A 15,804-nucleotide genomic window follows, 5' to 3' on the forward strand; every position below is an offset into this window, starting at 1 on the left:
AAGCCGCCATGACCATGGCTGATTTTCTGTGTCTTTACCGGCAGGGCTTTGCCCGTGTTGCGGCCTGTACCACGCCCATCACTCTGGGCGACCCCCGGCAGAATGGGAGGATCGTGCAGGAGTGGCTGGAGCGCTGCCATGAGCAGGGTGTTGCCGTGGCGGTTTTCCCGGAGCTGGGGCTGACAGGCTACACGCTGGAGGACCTTTTCTTCCAGCAGGTGGTGCTGGATGGGGCGCTGGAAGCTCTGCTGGCTCTGGTTGAGGCGACGGCAGGATGCATGACGGTTGGCATCGTTGGTCTGCCCGTTCGGCGGGGAGATGCCCTGTACAACTGTGCGGCCATTTTCCACCGGGGACGGATTCTCGGCATTGTCCCCAAAACGATGCTGCCCCGGTACCGGGAGTTTTATGAACCCCGGCATTTCACCAGTGGTCAGGGCTGCTCCGGAACCATCATGCTGGGAGGGCGTGCCGTGCCATTTGGGACGGACATCCTGTTTGAAGCAGAGGATGTTTCCGGTCTGGTGCTGGGGGTGGAAATATGTGAGGACCTCTGGGCTCCCCAGCCTCCCAGCGGAGCCCTGGCTGTGGCCGGGGCCACGGTGCTGGCCAATCTTTCAGCCTCGCCGGTGACGGTTGGACGGGCAGAGCACAGAACCCTGCTCTGCCGGGCACAGTCCATGCGGACCGTCAGCGCCTATCTTTATGCAGCAGCCAGCGAGGGCGAATCCACGACTGATCTGGCCTGGGATGGCCAGCTTCTCATCCATGAGGCCGGGGACTGCCTGGCCCGGTCGGAGCGTTTCCTCCAGCAGGGTGCCATGATCATGGCGGATATCGATCTCGACAGGTTGCGGCAGGAACGGCTTCAGATGGGCTATTTCGTCCCGGCCGATGATGATGGACTCCGTCATGTCCGTTTCACTCTGGCACCGGAGGTGAAGGACCGTGGGCTGATGAGGGATGTGCCCCGTTTTCCTTTCGTGCCCTCCCGCCCGGAGCAGTGCGAGCAGGATTGCCGGGAAGCGTGGAACATTCAGGTTCAGGCGCTGTGCCAGCGGCTGAAGGCAGCTCATGCCCGGACCATGGTCATTGGCGTGTCGGGCGGACTGGACAGTGCTTTGGCCCTTCTGGTGGCGGTCAAGGCGGCGGATTGCCTTGGCTGGGAGCGGAGCCGCATTCTGGCCAGAACCATGCCGGGCTTTGCGACGGGCAGTGCATCCCTTGCCATGGCCCATGGGTTGATGGAGAGCCTTGGTGTCAGCGCCGGGGAGCTGGACATCCGCCCCACGGCGAAAGCCATGCTGGTGGCCATCGACCATCCCTATGGGCGTGGGGAGCCTGTCCATGATGTGACCTTTGAGAATGTGCAGGCAGGTTTGCGGACGGATTTCCTTTTCCGTCTGGCCAACCATCATCAGGGACTGGTGATCGGTACGGGAGACATGTCCGAGCTGGCGCTGGGCTGGTGCACCTATGGCGTCGGGGACCAGATGGCGCATTACAATGTCAATGCCGGGTTGCCAAAGACACTCATCCAGCATGTCATACGCTGGGCCGTGGGGCATGATGGAAGCTTCTCGGCATCGGTCCGTACTGTTCTGGAGAAGATTGTCTCGGCAGAGATTTCACCGGAGCTGGTGCCCGATCAGGGGCAGGGGGTGCAGAGTACCCAACAGATGATAGGCCCGTATCCCTTGCAGGATTTCACTCTCTATCATGTGCTGCGGTATGGCTTCCCGCCTGAAAAGATAGCGTTTCTCCAGTTTCATGCATGGCGGGATGCGGGAAGGGGCGATTGGCCCCTGAACTATCCGCAGCAGGACCGGGTCGCCTATGACCTGCCGGCCATCATTCACTGGATGCGCCTGTTCATGCGGCGTTTTTTTGCAACCAGCCAGTTCAAGAGGTCGGCCATGCCCAATGGGCCGAAAGTGGTGGCTGGGGGGAGTCTTTCCCCCCGTGGGGACTGGCGGGCGCCATCTGATGGGACAGCCACGCTCTGGCTGGCTGCTCTGGAGCGGCTCGAGTCCCGGTTGCAGTAAGGCTGGCTGTTCCGCAAATCCAGATTCGTAGTCTCGGCAGTTGATGGACGCCTTCCATGCGATTCTCATGGAAGGCGTCGTGCGGTTTGCACCTGATGGGCGATTTGTTTAATCAAAAATAAATAAATCTGTTGTAATTCAGAAGCCAGATGTTTACTACTCATGAGTGAAAAGAGAGTCCTTGTCAGGCAGCTCCTGAATTCGTGCTGAAGCGTAGGGTTTTGAGGGGGGTGTCACAGATATTCCTTAATTTGAACCCGAGGAGGCCATGAAAAATGTTGACCCTCAGAGCTCAAGGGGGAGGTGAGAAGGGCCGGTCGTTCCGTTTGTGGCGGCAGTTCTTCCTGTTGGCCCAGTTGAGTGTGACAACGCTGCATTGAGGTGAAGTTTCGTGGCTATTGTAACCGTCCCGGGAGGGCAGCAGCATCAGTATCCTGTAAGCATCCCCACGCAGGGGGCAGAGGACCTGAACAGACTGTTTTCAACCTCCTTTGCATCTCTGGTGTCTTCTTCAGGCTCTGGTGATGGCACGCCGCTGGCCCCGTCTGATGTCGTGGGTAATGGTTCAATTGATTTCCGCATGGGGAATGATGCGACCAGTCTGCCGCAGGCAACTGTGCTGGGTGGTCAGGATACTATCTCCGCTGCCGGGGATGGGACGCGGCTTTCCCTTGGTGGAACGCTGAGCTTCCTTGGTGGTGTGGGGGCCGGTACCCACTCTGTTGGTAACAATGCGACCATCTTCGGGACGGCCAATAGTGTCTATCACTATGCCCGCCAAGGAAGTGCTGGTCAGAGCGTCTTCAAGACGGATCATCAGAGTGATGCCCTGCATCCGGACAACATCCTGTTTGATGCATCCAAGTCCCATCAGTCTCTTCAGGCTTTTGCCGGAATTGGTGATACCATCAAGGGTGGTACAGCGTCCGACACGATCACCGTGCACAATACGGTCAGTGGTGGCACTGATGCCGGTGCTACGTTGAGTGGTGGCAGCGGGTCTGCCAATCTCTTCCAGTTCCTGAACAACAAGGGCGGTCATTACACGATTACCGACTTTGGCAAGGCTGCGGGCAACAAGGTTGGCCTCAAGGCGACGGACGAGCAGATCGGCCAGATGCTTGAGCATCAGACCGTCAAGGGTGGCAACACGACCATCGAGCTGCCGAATGATCAGGGCCAGATCACCTTCCTTGATCAGAACCAGCTTCACCCGAAGGACTTCCAGAAGTTCTGATGGGGTGTCTGCCCTTTCGTCAGGGAGGGCAGACAGCATCTGAGTGCAGCTACGGATGAAACGCCGTTTCCGAAGAGGGAGCGGCGTTTTTTTATGCTCTGATTTTCAGGGATGAAATACTGGCTGGGGCGGGAGGATTCGAACCTCCGCATGGCGGAATCAAAATCCGCTGCCTTACCGCTTGGCTACGCCCCAACGCAGACCCTTCTCTTATCCCGAACGGCCAGAAGGGTAAAGAGAGGGCCGCCATTTTTTGTAGGAGGGATCAGTCCAACACGTTGTTGTTACGGTTTTCCTCAGGGGCAACATGGTCGGGCAGTCCACCCTCTTCTGTAACCATGTCAGCCTGCCCAGAGGCGGAAGATTCCTTCAACAGGCCCATCCGTTCGGCACGGGCGAGCGTGCTGTCCAACACCTGCATCGTATCGGCAAGGTCTGGGGTTGAGTCTTTCTCCCAGCGTGCCAGCGTTCTGGACCATATGGCCAGCAGGCTGTTGAGGCGGATCATGCCACCAAGGCCGTGACGGTCCAGTGCTGCGGCATCAGCGACCCAGCGCAGGCTTTCCATCGTGGTTCCGGCGAGAAGCGCTGCCAGGGCAGGGTCTCGGGGGAGGGTGTGCATGATGGCGCAGATGCCGGAGCGGTAATCCTGCATGGCATCAAAACGCCGCATGAGCAGATCAAACAGCCGTTCACGAACAGTCGCACCGTAACTTTCCCCGCAGAGTGCGGCATCATCAATCTGGCTGTTCAGCCGGATCAGAATCATGGACTTGAACGGGAAACGCTGCCGGACCTGCTGGAGGGGTAGCCCCGCTTCACGTGAAGCATCAACAAGAGAGACACGCTGCCAGCCATGGCTCTGGGCGAGCTGGAGGGTGGCCTCAATCATGGTCCTGTCGAAAAGCGGGTCGTGATGGTCAAGAGTCATGATGGTTTTCCCTGTCCGTGCGGCTATGGTGATGCAGGCAGAGTGGTGTCTGCCTGCATCCGATGTCAGTCATCCAGCTCACGGGACCGTTTGATGGCGGCTTCGGCTGCCAGCGGGATCAGGCGGGGCCAGTTTTCTTCAGCCATGAAGACATTCAGGGCTGCGGCCGTTGTCCCGTTGGGGCTGGTAACGTTCCTGCGCAGGGTTTCGGCATCGTCCGGCAGTTCATGCAGCATCTTGCCCACACCGTAGATCATGCTGCGGACCAGCGTACGGGCGGCCTGTTGTTCCAGCCCCAGGTCCTGCCCTGCTTTTTCCAGCAGTTCGGCCAGCAGGAAGACATAGGCGGGAGCAGAGCCGGCAATGGCGATGACAGACCGCAGGTCTTCCTCATGTGGAACGGGGACGACCGTACCAACCTGCTCCATCAGGCGGATGGCCAGCTCTTTCTGTTCCCTGCTGACATGCGGTGAGGCGTATAGCCCCGTGCTGCCTGCTCCAACGCTGGAAGGTGTGTTGGGCATGGTGCGGATGATGGGCATGTCCGCCCGGCCACACCATTCAGCCAGCTTTTCACAGTTCTTGCCTGCCATGACGGACAGCAGGGCGGCCTTGTCCATGCGGGCACCGAGGCTCTGTCGCAGGGCTTTGAGCACGGTTTCCGCACCGGCTGGTTTGACAGCCAGGACGATGATGTCCGGTGTCACGTCCGTAGTGATTTCTTCCGGTGTACGGAAGACGGTGCTGCCTGCCGGGGCGTCCTGGAGCTTCCTGTCCAGGATGAAGAGGCGTGGCGGGTTCGGGCTGTTGACCCAGCCCCGCATGAGGGCGCCGCCCATTTTGCCGCAACCGACGAGAAGAAGGGTGGGAGCTGTCATGATGGGAAGTCTCCGTTCATGTCCTGTGAAAAATCAGTGCTGTGAGGGTGGGGCTGTCAGGGCCTGTTCCAGCTCGTCCAGTCGTGCTTCGAGCTCCCTGAGGCGCTGTTCGGTCCGTTCCTGCTCGGCCCGGGTGCGGCTGGCCATTTCCTGCACGGCCTCGAATTCGTCCCGGCGGACAAGGTTGAGGGAGAACAGCATCTCGTTGATCTGGCTGCGGATCAGCGTATGGACCTCCTCCCGCAGGCCGGATGCGGCAGAAAACGCCGTTCCGGCAAGGCCGGTCAGATCATCGAGAAAACGGGGGCGAGAGACCATGGTGCTACTCCTGGACATTCAGCATTGAAAACGGACCGTCTTTTCCGCCACGACTCTTTCAGAACAGGAAGCCGGTCTGTCAACCGTCATCCCTGTTTCTGCGTTCTTTCTGTTGGAAGCCGCATCTGGCCAGACTATACAGGAAGAATGATTATCGTCACCGGCGGAGCCGGATTTATTGGTTCATGCGTGCAGCAGGCCCTGTTCCGGCAGGGGCGGCGGACTGTCATTGTGGATTATCTGCATGATCAGGGGAAGTGGCACAATCTTGCCAGCCATCCTCCCCACCAGATCATTCCCCCCCATGAATTTTCCGCTTTTCTGGCAACGGTGAGAGGGGTGGAGGCCGTCATCCACCTGGGGGCCATCAGTGAAACGACGGCCCGGGATGGAGACCTGGTCTGGCAGAGCAATGTCACCCTGTCCCAGCAGCTCTGGCGGTGGTGTGTGGAGCATGAGGTGCCGTTCCTTTATGCTTCTTCGGCAGCAACCTATGGGGCGGCAGACCGGCCAGAGCTGTTTGCAGACGGGTTGGACAGCATCGAGGGATTGCAGCCGCTCAATCTTTATGGCTGGTCCAAACAGGCGTTCGACCTCTGGGTGAAGCGGACGGTAGAGGCTGGGGAACCGACCCCACCACAATGGGCCGGTCTGAAGTTCTTCAATGTTTATGGCCCTAATGAGTATCACAAGGGGCGGATGATTTCGGTCATCAAGGTAAAATATGATGAGTTGATGGCCGGTAATCCCATCCGTCTGTTCCAGTCCGACCGGACGGATATTGCGGATGGGCAGCAGAAGCGTGATTTCATCTGGATCGGGGACGTGGTGAATGTCCTGCTCTGGCTGTTGGAACACCCTGCCGTCAGCGGGCTGTTCAATTGCGGGACAGGACAGGCCTGTACATACGAGGCTCTGGCCCGGGCTGTCTGTGCTGCGGCGGGACGGGCAGCAGAGATCGATTATGTTCCGATGCCAGAGAGCCTGAGGGGGCAGTACCAGTCCTTCACGCAGGCTGACATGAGGGCACTGCGGGCGGCTGGATATACGGCTCCTTTCACAACACCGGAGGACGGGATCAGCCATTACATCAAGGGGTATCTGGCATCAGGAAGGCCGTATCTGTGACACATCCGCTTATCTTCCCGGGGCTGGACCCCGTTGCTTTCCAGATCGGGCCGCTGGTGGTGCGCTGGTATGCTCTGGCTTATATTCTGGCTTTCATCATTGCCCTGCCCCTGGCCCGCAGGCTGGTCCAGCTTGGGCCGAAGGTGGCAACGAAGGTAGCCGTGGATGATTTCCTTGCCTATGCGGTGCTGGGTGTGCTGCTGGGGGGGCGGCTGGGTTATGTCCTGTTCTACCGGCCGCTTTTCTTTCTGTCCCATCCTCTGGAAATCTTCGCCACATGGAAGGGCGGCATGTCCTTTCATGGGGGAGCGGCAGGGGTCATCATTGCACTGGCCCTGTTCACATGGCGGCGGGGCCTGAACTTTCTGGCCTTTGCAGACCGGATCGTCGTGGTGGTGCCCATCGGGCTGGCTCTGGGGCGGTGTGCCAATTTCATCAACGGGGAACTCTGGGGACGGCCAGTGGCGAGTGCCGTGCCGTGGGCCATGATCTTTCCCGCTGTCGGGCCGGAGCCACGGCATCCGTCCGAACTTTATGAAGCCCTGACGGAGGGTGTCCTGCTGCTGGTCGTGATGCTGCTGGCTGTCAGCCGCCCAGCCTTGCGGGCACGGGCCGGGTTCCTGTCCGGACTGTTCCTGTTTGGCTATGCCTGTGCCCGGGCCTTCTGTGAGCTGTTCCGCCAGCCGGATGACAATATCGGCTTTCTGGCTGGGGGAATCACGATGGGGCAGCTCCTGTGCCTGCCCATGGCACTGGCCGGGATTGGCCTGATGGTTCATGCCTTCAGCCGTCCCGCCCGGCAGACGGACTGGATTGCAGAATGACACAGCCTGTCTTCTTACGGTCGCCGCTTCTGCCTGTCCGGCATGGCTTCTTTACCCGGGAGGGGGGCGTGTCTGTGGCTCCCTATGATACCCTCAATGGCGGGTTGGGGACGCAGGACCGGCTGGACAACGTGCAGGAGAACAGGCGGCGGATGGCGGCTGTCGTGGGTGTGGAGCTGGAGCGGTTTGCTGCGCTCCGGCAGGTTCACGGAGCGGATGTGCATGTGCTGCGCCAGGTTGATGAGGTCTGGTCTCATACGCAGGGCCACGAGGCCCTTCCGGCGGGTGATGCGCTGGTGACGGACTGCCCGGAGATTGCCCTGGGCGTAGCCACGGCGGATTGTGCCCCTGTGCTGCTGTCGTCGGACGATGGGCGGATTGTTGGTGCAGCCCATGCAGGTTGGCGTGGAGCTGTGGGAGGTGTGCTGGAAGAGACAGTCCGGCAGATGCGTCTGCTGGGGGCGGAGGGACTCCGTGCCGTGGTGGGGCCCTGCATCGGCCCTGTCTCCTATGAAGTGGGTGAGGACATGCGCCGGGCCGTTCTGGAACGGCACCCGGAGGGCGAGCGGTTTTTCAGTCAGGCAGCAAGAGCTGGGCATCATCAGTTTGATCTGCCCGCTTTCTGCCTGTTCCGTCTGGCAGAAGAGGGCGTGCAGGCAGAATGGACAGGCCATGATACGCTGGCGGAGGAGCGTTTTTTCAGCCATCGCCGGGCAACAGTGCATGGTGACGGGCGGACGGGCCGCCAGATTGCTGTCATCCGTGCGGGGCTGGACTGATAAAAAAATTGTCTTTTTCGCTTTTTTCCGCTAGGGCGGGGCAACCATCCGGCACCCCTGGAGGCCGGTTGGGCATGACAATTTCAGAACGCAGGAGCGTATAACGTGGCGAAAGTAACGACACTGGAGATCTCCCAGCGCGCCAAAGCAGGTAAGGGGGCAGCGCGCGCAACACGTCGTGAGGGCATGGTCCCGGGCGTGGTGTACGGTGGCAAGAAGGAGCCGGCTCTGGTCTCCATCGACCCCCGCATCATCATGAAAGAGCTGCACCGTGGTGCTTGGCAGTCCCGCCTGTACCAGTTCAGCATCGGTGGTGAGCAGGTCCATGCCCTGATCCGTGACATCCAGTTCCATCCGGTGTCCGATGCGCCGATCCATATCGACTTCCTGCGTCTGGTTCCTGGCCAGAGCGTGCATGTTCAGGTGGGCATCACCTTCACGGGTGAAGATGAGGCTCCGGGCATCAAGCGTGGCGGCGTGCTGAACATTGCCCGTCACTCCGTTGACGTGGAAGTTCCGGTCGAGAACATCCCTGAGCACTTCACGGTTGACCTCAGCAAGCTGGACATCAACGACAACGTGCGTTGGGACGACCTCCAGGGGACGGAGCACTCCACACCGACCCTGCATATCCCCAACTTCGTGATTGCCTCCATCGCTCCGCCGACGGTTGACGAGGAGCCGGAAGAGGCTTCTGAGGAAGCAGCTGAAGCCAAGTAAGGGGTATTGCGGTTGTGAAGCTCTGGGTCGGACTCGGTAATCCGGGCGCATCAATGAGCCGCAACCGGCACAATATCGGCTTCATGGCGGTCGATGCGATCGCCGCGCGCCATGGGTTCGGCCCGTGGCGCAAGCGCTTCCGTGGGGAAACGGCGGAAGGCATGGTCGGGCGGCAGAAGGTTCTTCTGCTCAAGCCGCTGACCTACATGAACCTGTCTGGTGACAGCGTGCAGCAGGCAGCGCGTTTCTATAAAATCCCACAGGATGAGATTACCGTCTTTCACGATGAGCTGGACCTGGCCTTCGGAAAGATGCGGGTCAAACGGGGCGGGGGAGCGGCCGGGCATAATGGCCTGCGCTCCATGGACAAGGCCCTGCCCGGCCCTGATTACTGGCGTGTGCGGCTGGGGATCGGCCATCCGGGCAGCCGGGAAAAGGTGCATGGCCATGTACTGGGGGATTTCTCCAGCACGGAACGGTCTGAGCTGGAGCTGTGGCTGGATGACATGGCCGATGCCACGCCACTTCTGGCGCAGGGTGAGCATGAGGCCTTCATGACGAAAACGGCCTTGCGGCGGAACTGAAAACAGAGAATCTAACAGGCCTGCGGTGGCGAGAGATGAGCCAGACCGGCAGGGCACAGAAAGGGGAGAGAGCGAATGGGGTTCAACTGCGGGATCGTCGGCCTCCCCAATGTCGGCAAATCCACCCTGTTCAATGCGTTGACACAGACAGCGTCGGCACAGTCTGCCAATTATCCGTTCTGCACCATCGAGCCGAACACGGGGCGGGTGGCCGTGCCGGATGAACGGCTGGAGGTTCTGGCCAAGGCTGGCAATTCCCAGCGCATTGTGCCAACGAGCCTCGAGTTTGTGGATATTGCCGGGCTGGTCCGTGGGGCTTCCAAGGGGGAAGGGCTGGGCAACCAGTTTCTCGCCAACATCCGTGAGGTGGATGCCATCATCCACGTCCTGCGCTGCTTTGATGATGATGACATCACCCATGTCGAGGGCGGCGTGGACCCCGTGCGGGATGCGGACATCATCGAGACGGAACTGATGCTGGCCGATCTGGACAGTCTGGAGCGCCGCAAGGTCGGGCTGGAAAAGCGTGCCCGTGGCAATGACCGTGAGGCCAAGGAACAGCTGGAACTCATGGAGCCGCTGCTGGCCGCCCTGCGTGAGGGCAAACCGGCCCGTACGGCCGTTCCTGAGGGGAAAGAAGTAGAGGCTGCCCGCCTCCAGCTGATGACGACCAAGCCCGTCCTTTATGTCTGCAACGTGGAAGAATCGGCGGCTTCGACCGGCAATGCCTATTCCGAGCAGGTGCGGAAGAGGGCCGAGGCGGAAGGTGCCGGGGCTGTCATCGTCTCTGCGGCCATCGAGGCGGAGGTCAGCCAGCTTGAGGCTGAGGAACGGACCGAGTTTCTGGATGGCCTCGGCCTGAAGGACAGCGGTCTGGACCGTGTGATTGCTGCTGGTTATCGCCTTCTGGGCCTTCAGACCTACTTCACGGTAGGGCCGAAGGAGACCCGGGCCTGGACGATCACGGCAGGTACGAAGGCCCCGCAGGCGGCAGCCGTCATTCATAATGACTTTGAGCGTGGCTTCATCGCCTGCGAAACCATCGCCTATGATGATTACGTCACCTACAAGGGCGAGGCGGGTGCCCGTGAGGCCGGCAAGCTGCGTGTCGAGGGCAAGAATTACGTCGTGCAGGATGGTGATGTCCTGCTGTTCCGCTTCAACGTGTAAGACAGCCTCATGAAGGGGCCTCGTCCCGAAAGGCTTCCGGCGACTCCGCTGGGAGCTGCTGCATCCCGTTTCGGGGATGGCCGCCGGATGCGCATCGGCCTGCTGGGAGGGTCGTTCAATCCGGCGCATGAGGGGCACATCCAGCTGGCCCGCAAGGCTCTGGCAAGTCTGAAGCTGGATCAGGTCTGGCTGATGGTGTCTCCGGGGAATCCCCTCAAGCCCCGCAAGGGAATGGCGCCGTTCTCCCGGCGGCTGGCAACGGCACAGGCTCTGGCAGATGGACGGCGCATCATCGCCACGGACATAGAGCAGAAGCTGGGGCAACGTTACACGGTCCGGACCGTGGCCATGCTCCGGCAGCGTTTCCCACAGTGCCGTTTTGTCTGGCTCATGGGGTCAGACGGGCTGGCTCAGTTTTCCCGCTGGCGGTCATGGCGGCGGCTGGCGCAGATGGTGCCGATTGCTGTCCTGCCTCGCCCCGGAAGCATCATACCGGCCCTCAAGGGGCGGGCCAGTTCCGTCCTGCGGCATCATCGTCGTGATGGAAGGGCGGCGTCTCTTCTGCTAGAAAAAGGAAGTGGGCCGGGCTGGACATTCCTTTCGGCACCTCAGAATGACATATCTTCGACCGCTTTGCGTCAAAAGGGGCTGTTCTGCCCGTCTGTCGATCAGGAGTGAGAACCATCATCAACGCGACTGAAACCCCCGCTTCCGCCCCTCATAGTGATGAGGAAGGGCTGGCCCGTCTTCTGTCTGTCATTACGGACAGTCTGGATGAAGACAAAGCCGAGAACATTGTCGTGCTGGACCTGACAGGTCGTGCCGGATTCGCTGAGCGCATGGTCATTGCTTCCGGTCTTTCCGAGCGTCAGATTTCTGCCATGGCCCAGCATCTGGAACGTCGCCTGAAGGAAGAAAATCTTGCCCGCCCGCAGATTGAAGGGGACCAGGGCAGTGACTGGGTTCTGATGGATGCAGGAGATGTGGTTGTCCATCTCTTCATGCCGGAAAGCCGTGAGCTTTATGCGCTGGAACGCATGTGGGGTGGTGACTTTGATGCGGCTGCGGAAGAAATTGCCGTTGAATGAGGTGGTGGCTGGCGAGAGGGTTTTCTGATGAAGCTCATCGCCGTAGGAAAGCTGAAGGCCGGCCCGGAACGGGAGCTGCTGGAGCGGTACTGCGCCCGGTTGCGTCCGAAGCTGGAGATTGTGGAAGTGGCCCAGGGCCGGGGTGCTCCTGCCGAACTGAAACGGCGGGAGGCCGATTCCCTTCTGGCTGCCTGTCCTGACAATGCGTTTCTTGTGGCGATGGATGAAGGGGGCCGTCTGCTGGATAGCCCGGCCTTTTCGTCCCGATTGCAGACGTGGCAGGAGAGTGGCCGCCCTGTCTGTTTCATGATTGGGGGAGCCGAAGGGTTTGATGCCGCCATTCTTCAGCGGGCGGATGCTGTTTTTTCGCTGGGGAAGCTGACATGGCCACACATGCTGGTACGGGTCATGTTGGCGGAGCAGCTCTTCCGGGCACAGTCCATCCAGACAGGTCATCCATACCACAAAGCCGGACGTCCCTGAGGGAACGGTCCGGCTTTGTGGGATTACGGTCGTGAGGTCCAGTTCTTACTGGAGAGACCGGCTGGGAGCCTCGTCTCCGAAGAAGCTGGCATCAGCCGGAACGGAGGCTGTTTCCATGTCACTGGCCGTTCCTTTGGCAATGACATTGCGGTACCGTGTGGAAACAGGAGCAGAACCGTCCTGACGGTTGTAGATGAAGCCATGCGTCGGATAGATGCTGCCGAGACGTTCCCCATTGCCCGGGAGAGCCACACGGACAGCCGTCCAGTCATTCTCAGGAGACACGTCCACCACTTTCGTGTTGTGGCTGATGCCGTTGGAGGCCCAGTGTGCCTGGTCGATCATGATGGTCCGGCTGTCGATCTGCCGACGGACAACGGCAACATGCCCAAGTGGCATACGGCGTGTGGGACGGAAGCTGAGGACAGCACCGGGCTCGGGCTGCTGGCCACGGGCGTACATGCCTTCAGCATTGCGCCACCAGTCCCGTGCATTGCCACGGATGTGGAAGTCCGTGCTCTGGTGCACATAGGCAACGCACTGGATGACATGGGCATGACCATAGTGGCGGTAATGCCTGTGCAGGAAGTGGCTGCTTCTGATCAAACGGCTTGAATGGCGGACATGGTGCCTCGCTTCGGCCTTGGGAGCGCAGAATGCTGCCGCAGATAATACCAGACATGATAAAAATAACCGTTTCCCGGCACGGCGCATGATACATCTTCCCGTTCTGTTTGACCGAAGTGGACCTCATTCTTTCAGTAGTTCCGGGAAACTATCAGAAGAAGCCTGTGAATGACAAGACAAATAATGGCATGAAATGGGCAGAGAAACCTGAATAAGATTTAACATTAGGAAATATATACCAATTAGAAATATGTTTCAGGCTGATCATACTCATTTGGCAAGGCAAAGCCCGCAAGAGGCATGGCCCTCCGGAAAGGTAAAGGAGAAATGGCTCCAGAAACTGTATTTAGATCCGAATCTTCTATTCGTCTACTCTGCTTTTCTTGCTGCAGTATTTTATTTCATGGGTGTGGAGTGTGGGGAAGTGGTGGTTTCTTGTCGGGTAGGGGTATGACGTTGTAGATCATTTCTTGTTTGATGCCCGGAAATGGAAGCCCGTCATGAAATTAACCTTGCGGAAAGTGACCGTGACACCGATTCGTCAGAACTGCACGATTCTGTCGGACCAGATGGGGCGGGCGATTGTTGTCGACCCTGGCGGAGAAAGTGTGCGGCTGGCCCGGGAAGCCGAGGGGCTGCATGTCGAGGCCATCCTGCTGACACATGGTCATCTTGATCATGCCGGAGGTGCTGCCGACCTCAAGAAACTGCTGACGGACCGGCAGGGGGGTGACGTGCCTGTCATCGGGCCGTTGCGGGAGGACCTGTTTCTGCTGTCGAGAATCGAGCAGCAGGCGGCTGCTTTCGGGCTGGATGGCATGAAAAGCGTCACACCGGACCGTTTTTCCAGCGACGGGGATATACTGTCCTTTCTTGGGCATGACATTGAGGTTGCTCATGTTCCCGGTCATACGCCCGGTCATGTCGTGTTCATCCTGCGGCAGGCAGGGCTGGTGATTGCCGGTGATACGCTGTTCCGTGGTACGGTGGGGCGGACAGACTTCCCCTATGGCAATGAAAGACAGCTGCTGGAGGGGATCCGCAGCAGACTGTTCACTCTTCCGGCCGATACCATCGTCCTGCCGGGTCATGGCCTGCCGACCACGATAGGGGAAGAGCGGCAGCATAATCCGGCATTTCAGCACTGATCGGCATGGTGGTGCAGATAAGGAGAGGGATGATGAAAAGAGTTTATCAGTGGGGTCTTTTGGCAGGTGGACTCGTCCTGGCGGGTCTGGCTGCTGCTGGTGGCATGGTTCGGGCTGAAGAAACGGTTACGGAGGCACAGCCACCATTACCCGAAGTTGCCTTGACCATTACCGATCAGACCGGGCGCAGCCATGCCTTCAGGGTGGAAGTGGCCAGCACGCCACGCCAGCAGGAAGTGGGTGAGATGTTCCGCAAGGAAATAAAGCCGGATCATGGCATGCTGTTTGTCTGGCCTGCCCCGCAGGAATCCGCCATGTGGATGCGCAACACCTTCATCTCGCTGGACATGATCTTCATTGATGATCAGAACCGCATTCACGCCATTGAGGAACATACAACACCCCTGAGTGAGGGAATCATCAGCAGTCATGGGCCTGTCCGGGCTGTTCTGGAGCTTCCTGCCGGAACGGCGGAAAGGCTGGGGCTGGTGGTGGGGAACCGCATCGTGTCCGATGCTCTGCCTGGTGGGGCACACTGAATGTGTCCCGCACGGTTTTCATAACAGGGGTTGCTGGGTTCATCGGGTCCCATGTGGCCCGTGTCCTGCTGGCTCGTGGATGGCGTGTCATCGGGCTTGATAGTGAGCAGTCCACTCCGGCCATGGCGCCTTTGCGGCTTGCTGCACTGCATGGGCAGTCTGGCTTTCATTATGTCAGGGCCAATGTGCGTGATCAGGCTGCCCTGGCAGGTCTGTTCGCACAGTATCCTGACATTGATACGGTTCTGCATCTCGCTGCCCGGGCGGGGGTCAGGCAGTCCCGGCTCAAGCCCCATGCCTATATAGAGGACAACATTGCTGGTCAGGTCAGTCTGTTGGAAGCCTGCCGGACCCTGTCCCGGTTGCGGCAGATTCTCTATGCCTCGTCCTCCGCCGTGTATGGGCCTTCGGCGGCCCTTCCTTTCTCCGAATCCGTTCCTGTTGGGGCGCAGGCATCTTTTTATGCCACGACCAAAAGGATGAACGAGCTTACGGCGCAGACCTACAGTCATCTTTACGGGTTTGCCCAGACCGGTCTGCGTTTCTTTACGGTATATGGCCCGATGGGGCGCCCGGACATGGCCTGTTATGGTTTTGCCAGAGCGATTCAGGCGGGGCATCCTTTGACCCTCTGGGATGCCGAAGGGCTGGCAAGGGATTTCACGTATATTGATGATGTCGTAGAGGCGATTCTGCATCTGATGGATGCGCCGCCGCGTGCAGGAGAAAGCCGACTCTTCAACGTGGGATATGGGCAGCCCCGTCTTGTGAGGGATCTGATCCGGTGTCTTGAAACATCTCTGGAACGACAGGCCATTATCCAGAAAGCTCCCAGACCTGCGGAGGATATGCTGGAGACATGGGCTGATACGACCGCTCTGAAGGCAGTGATTCCATGGGAACCGCAGGTGTCTCTGGAGGAAGGAATCAGCCGGTTTGTGGCGTGGTTCTGCGGAAATTCAGAATATTTTAACTTTTTTTGAAGTTTTTTTGATTTTTTTGGTGTGATGGGGTTGTGCGGTGAGGGGGATCTGCGTATAAGCCCATTCACCGGCGGCGCTGGAGCGGAAGTTTCGGGGCGGCTGGGGTGGTCATTGACAAGAGAATATGGGTTATAAAGTAGAGACTGGAAGGGATATGTTGGCGGCGTTTTCGTTAGTGAAGGCTGATGGAAGACGGAAGCTGATGTATCTGACTTTAAGTTTGATGCGTTGAATTAAGCTGGATGTTTTATTTCTGTTGGTCTGGATTGAACCTGAGAGTTTGATCCTGGCTCAGAGCGAACGCTGGCGGCATGCTTAACAC

The 15,804-nt window shown here is 59.2% G+C and carries 18 protein-coding genes and 1 tRNA gene; 14 read left to right on the top strand and 5 right to left on the bottom strand.

The window, feature by feature from the left end; all coding sequences use genetic code 11:
• Positions 1 to 14: 14 nt before the first annotated feature.
• Complete coding sequence (locus tag ASO19_RS07270; RefSeq protein WP_081563336.1) at positions 15 to 2,045, top strand: NAD(+) synthase; 2,031 nt, start codon at positions 15 to 17, stop codon at positions 2,043 to 2,045.
• Positions 2,046 to 2,436: 391 nt separating this feature from the next.
• Positions 2,437 to 3,282, top strand: a complete 846-nt coding sequence (locus ASO19_RS07275) for a hypothetical protein (RefSeq protein ID WP_081562464.1) — start codon at positions 2,437 to 2,439, stop codon at positions 3,280 to 3,282.
• A 120-nt stretch (positions 3,283 to 3,402) separates the two neighbouring features.
• Here the strand turns inward: ASO19_RS07275 and ASO19_RS07280 are convergent.
• The 4 genes from ASO19_RS07280 to ASO19_RS07295 all read right to left on the bottom strand — a co-directional run bounded on the left by ASO19_RS07280 (position 3,403) and on the right by ASO19_RS07295 (position 5,409).
• Positions 3,403 to 3,477, bottom strand: a tRNA-Gln gene (locus tag ASO19_RS07280).
• Positions 3,478 to 3,547: 70 nt separating this feature from the next.
• Positions 3,548 to 4,213, bottom strand: a complete 666-nt coding sequence (locus ASO19_RS07285; protein WP_103765703.1) for a TetR family transcriptional regulator — start codon at positions 4,211 to 4,213, stop codon at positions 3,548 to 3,550.
• Between the two features lie 65 nt (positions 4,214 to 4,278).
• Positions 4,279 to 5,091: a pyrroline-5-carboxylate reductase gene (gene proC, locus ASO19_RS07290; RefSeq protein WP_043559257.1), complete on the bottom strand. Its 813-nt coding sequence runs from the start codon at positions 5,089 to 5,091 to the stop codon at positions 4,279 to 4,281.
• A gap of 33 nt (positions 5,092 to 5,124) precedes the next feature.
• A complete protein-coding gene (locus tag ASO19_RS07295; RefSeq protein ID WP_043559260.1) occupies positions 5,125 to 5,409 on the bottom strand; it encodes an accessory factor UbiK family protein in 285 nt (94 codons plus the stop codon).
• Positions 5,410 to 5,556: 147 nt separating this feature from the next.
• Between ASO19_RS07295 and rfaD the strand changes: the two genes are divergently transcribed.
• The 9 genes from rfaD (at position 5,557) to ASO19_RS07340 (ending at position 12,185) form a co-directional block, all read left to right on the top strand.
• Positions 5,557 to 6,537, top strand: coding sequence for an ADP-glyceromanno-heptose 6-epimerase (gene rfaD / locus ASO19_RS07300; RefSeq protein ID WP_043559263.1), 981 nt, complete (start codon positions 5,557 to 5,559; stop codon positions 6,535 to 6,537).
• Positions 6,534 to 7,361: a prolipoprotein diacylglyceryl transferase gene (gene lgt / locus ASO19_RS07305; RefSeq protein WP_181005229.1), complete on the top strand. Its 828-nt coding sequence runs from the start codon at positions 6,534 to 6,536 to the stop codon at positions 7,359 to 7,361. The genes rfaD and lgt overlap by 4 nt, the downstream gene beginning before the upstream one ends.
• Complete coding sequence (pgeF, locus tag ASO19_RS07310; RefSeq protein WP_103765704.1) at positions 7,358 to 8,140, top strand: peptidoglycan editing factor PgeF; 783 nt, start codon at positions 7,358 to 7,360, stop codon at positions 8,138 to 8,140. Before lgt ends, pgeF begins: the two co-directional genes overlap by 4 nt.
• 105 nt (positions 8,141 to 8,245) lie before the next feature.
• Positions 8,246 to 8,860: a 50S ribosomal protein L25/general stress protein Ctc gene (locus tag ASO19_RS07315; protein WP_043559269.1), complete on the top strand. Its 615-nt coding sequence runs from the start codon at positions 8,246 to 8,248 to the stop codon at positions 8,858 to 8,860.
• Between the two features lie 14 nt (positions 8,861 to 8,874).
• Positions 8,875 to 9,444, top strand: coding sequence for an aminoacyl-tRNA hydrolase (pth, locus tag ASO19_RS07320; protein WP_043559272.1), 570 nt, complete (start codon positions 8,875 to 8,877; stop codon positions 9,442 to 9,444).
• A gap of 75 nt (positions 9,445 to 9,519) precedes the next feature.
• The gene (gene ychF / locus ASO19_RS07325) at positions 9,520 to 10,614 is read left to right on the top strand and encodes a redox-regulated ATPase YchF (RefSeq protein WP_043559276.1); all 1,095 of its coding nucleotides are present in this window, start codon (positions 9,520 to 9,522) and stop codon (positions 10,612 to 10,614) included.
• Positions 10,615 to 10,623: 9 nt separating this feature from the next.
• Positions 10,624 to 11,292 (top strand): nicotinate-nucleotide adenylyltransferase, encoded by a 669-nt coding sequence (locus ASO19_RS07330; RefSeq protein ID WP_081562467.1) that lies wholly within the window; start codon positions 10,624 to 10,626, stop codon positions 11,290 to 11,292.
• Positions 11,293 to 11,297: 5 nt separating this feature from the next.
• The gene (rsfS, locus tag ASO19_RS07335; protein WP_373364561.1) at positions 11,298 to 11,702 is read left to right on the top strand and encodes a ribosome silencing factor; all 405 of its coding nucleotides are present in this window, start codon (positions 11,298 to 11,300) and stop codon (positions 11,700 to 11,702) included.
• Positions 11,703 to 11,729: 27 nt separating this feature from the next.
• Positions 11,730 to 12,185 (top strand): 23S rRNA (pseudouridine(1915)-N(3))-methyltransferase RlmH, encoded by a 456-nt coding sequence (locus ASO19_RS07340; protein ID WP_043559281.1) that lies wholly within the window; start codon positions 11,730 to 11,732, stop codon positions 12,183 to 12,185.
• Between the two features lie 45 nt (positions 12,186 to 12,230).
• Here ASO19_RS07340 and ASO19_RS07345 read toward each other — a convergent pair whose 3' ends face one another.
• Positions 12,231 to 12,791 carry a CHAP domain-containing protein gene (locus ASO19_RS07345; RefSeq protein WP_227449743.1) on the bottom strand — a complete coding sequence of 187 codons (561 nt, stop codon included), beginning with the start codon at positions 12,789 to 12,791 and terminating at the stop codon, positions 12,231 to 12,233.
• Between the two features lie 521 nt (positions 12,792 to 13,312).
• Between ASO19_RS07345 and ASO19_RS07350 the strand changes: the two genes are divergently transcribed.
• Genes ASO19_RS07350 through ASO19_RS07360 form a run of 3 tightly spaced genes read left to right on the top strand, consistent with a single transcriptional unit; the run spans position 13,313 to position 15,482 of the window.
• A complete protein-coding gene (locus ASO19_RS07350) occupies positions 13,313 to 13,960 on the top strand; it encodes an MBL fold metallo-hydrolase (RefSeq protein ID WP_154980863.1) in 648 nt (215 codons plus the stop codon).
• Positions 13,961 to 13,989: 29 nt separating this feature from the next.
• Positions 13,990 to 14,499 carry a DUF192 domain-containing protein gene (locus ASO19_RS07355; protein ID WP_052348988.1) on the top strand — a complete coding sequence of 170 codons (510 nt, stop codon included), beginning with the start codon at positions 13,990 to 13,992 and terminating at the stop codon, positions 14,497 to 14,499.
• A gap of 2 nt (positions 14,500 to 14,501) precedes the next feature.
• Entirely contained in the window at positions 14,502 to 15,482 is a 981-nt protein-coding gene (locus ASO19_RS07360) for an NAD-dependent epimerase/dehydratase family protein (RefSeq protein ID WP_103765705.1), read from the top strand.
• The last annotated feature ends 322 nt before the right edge of the window (positions 15,483 to 15,804 follow it).

It is taken from the genome of Parasaccharibacter apium (genome assembly GCF_002917995.1).
GTDB classification, from domain to species: domain Bacteria; phylum Pseudomonadota; class Alphaproteobacteria; order Acetobacterales; family Acetobacteraceae; genus Bombella; species Bombella apis.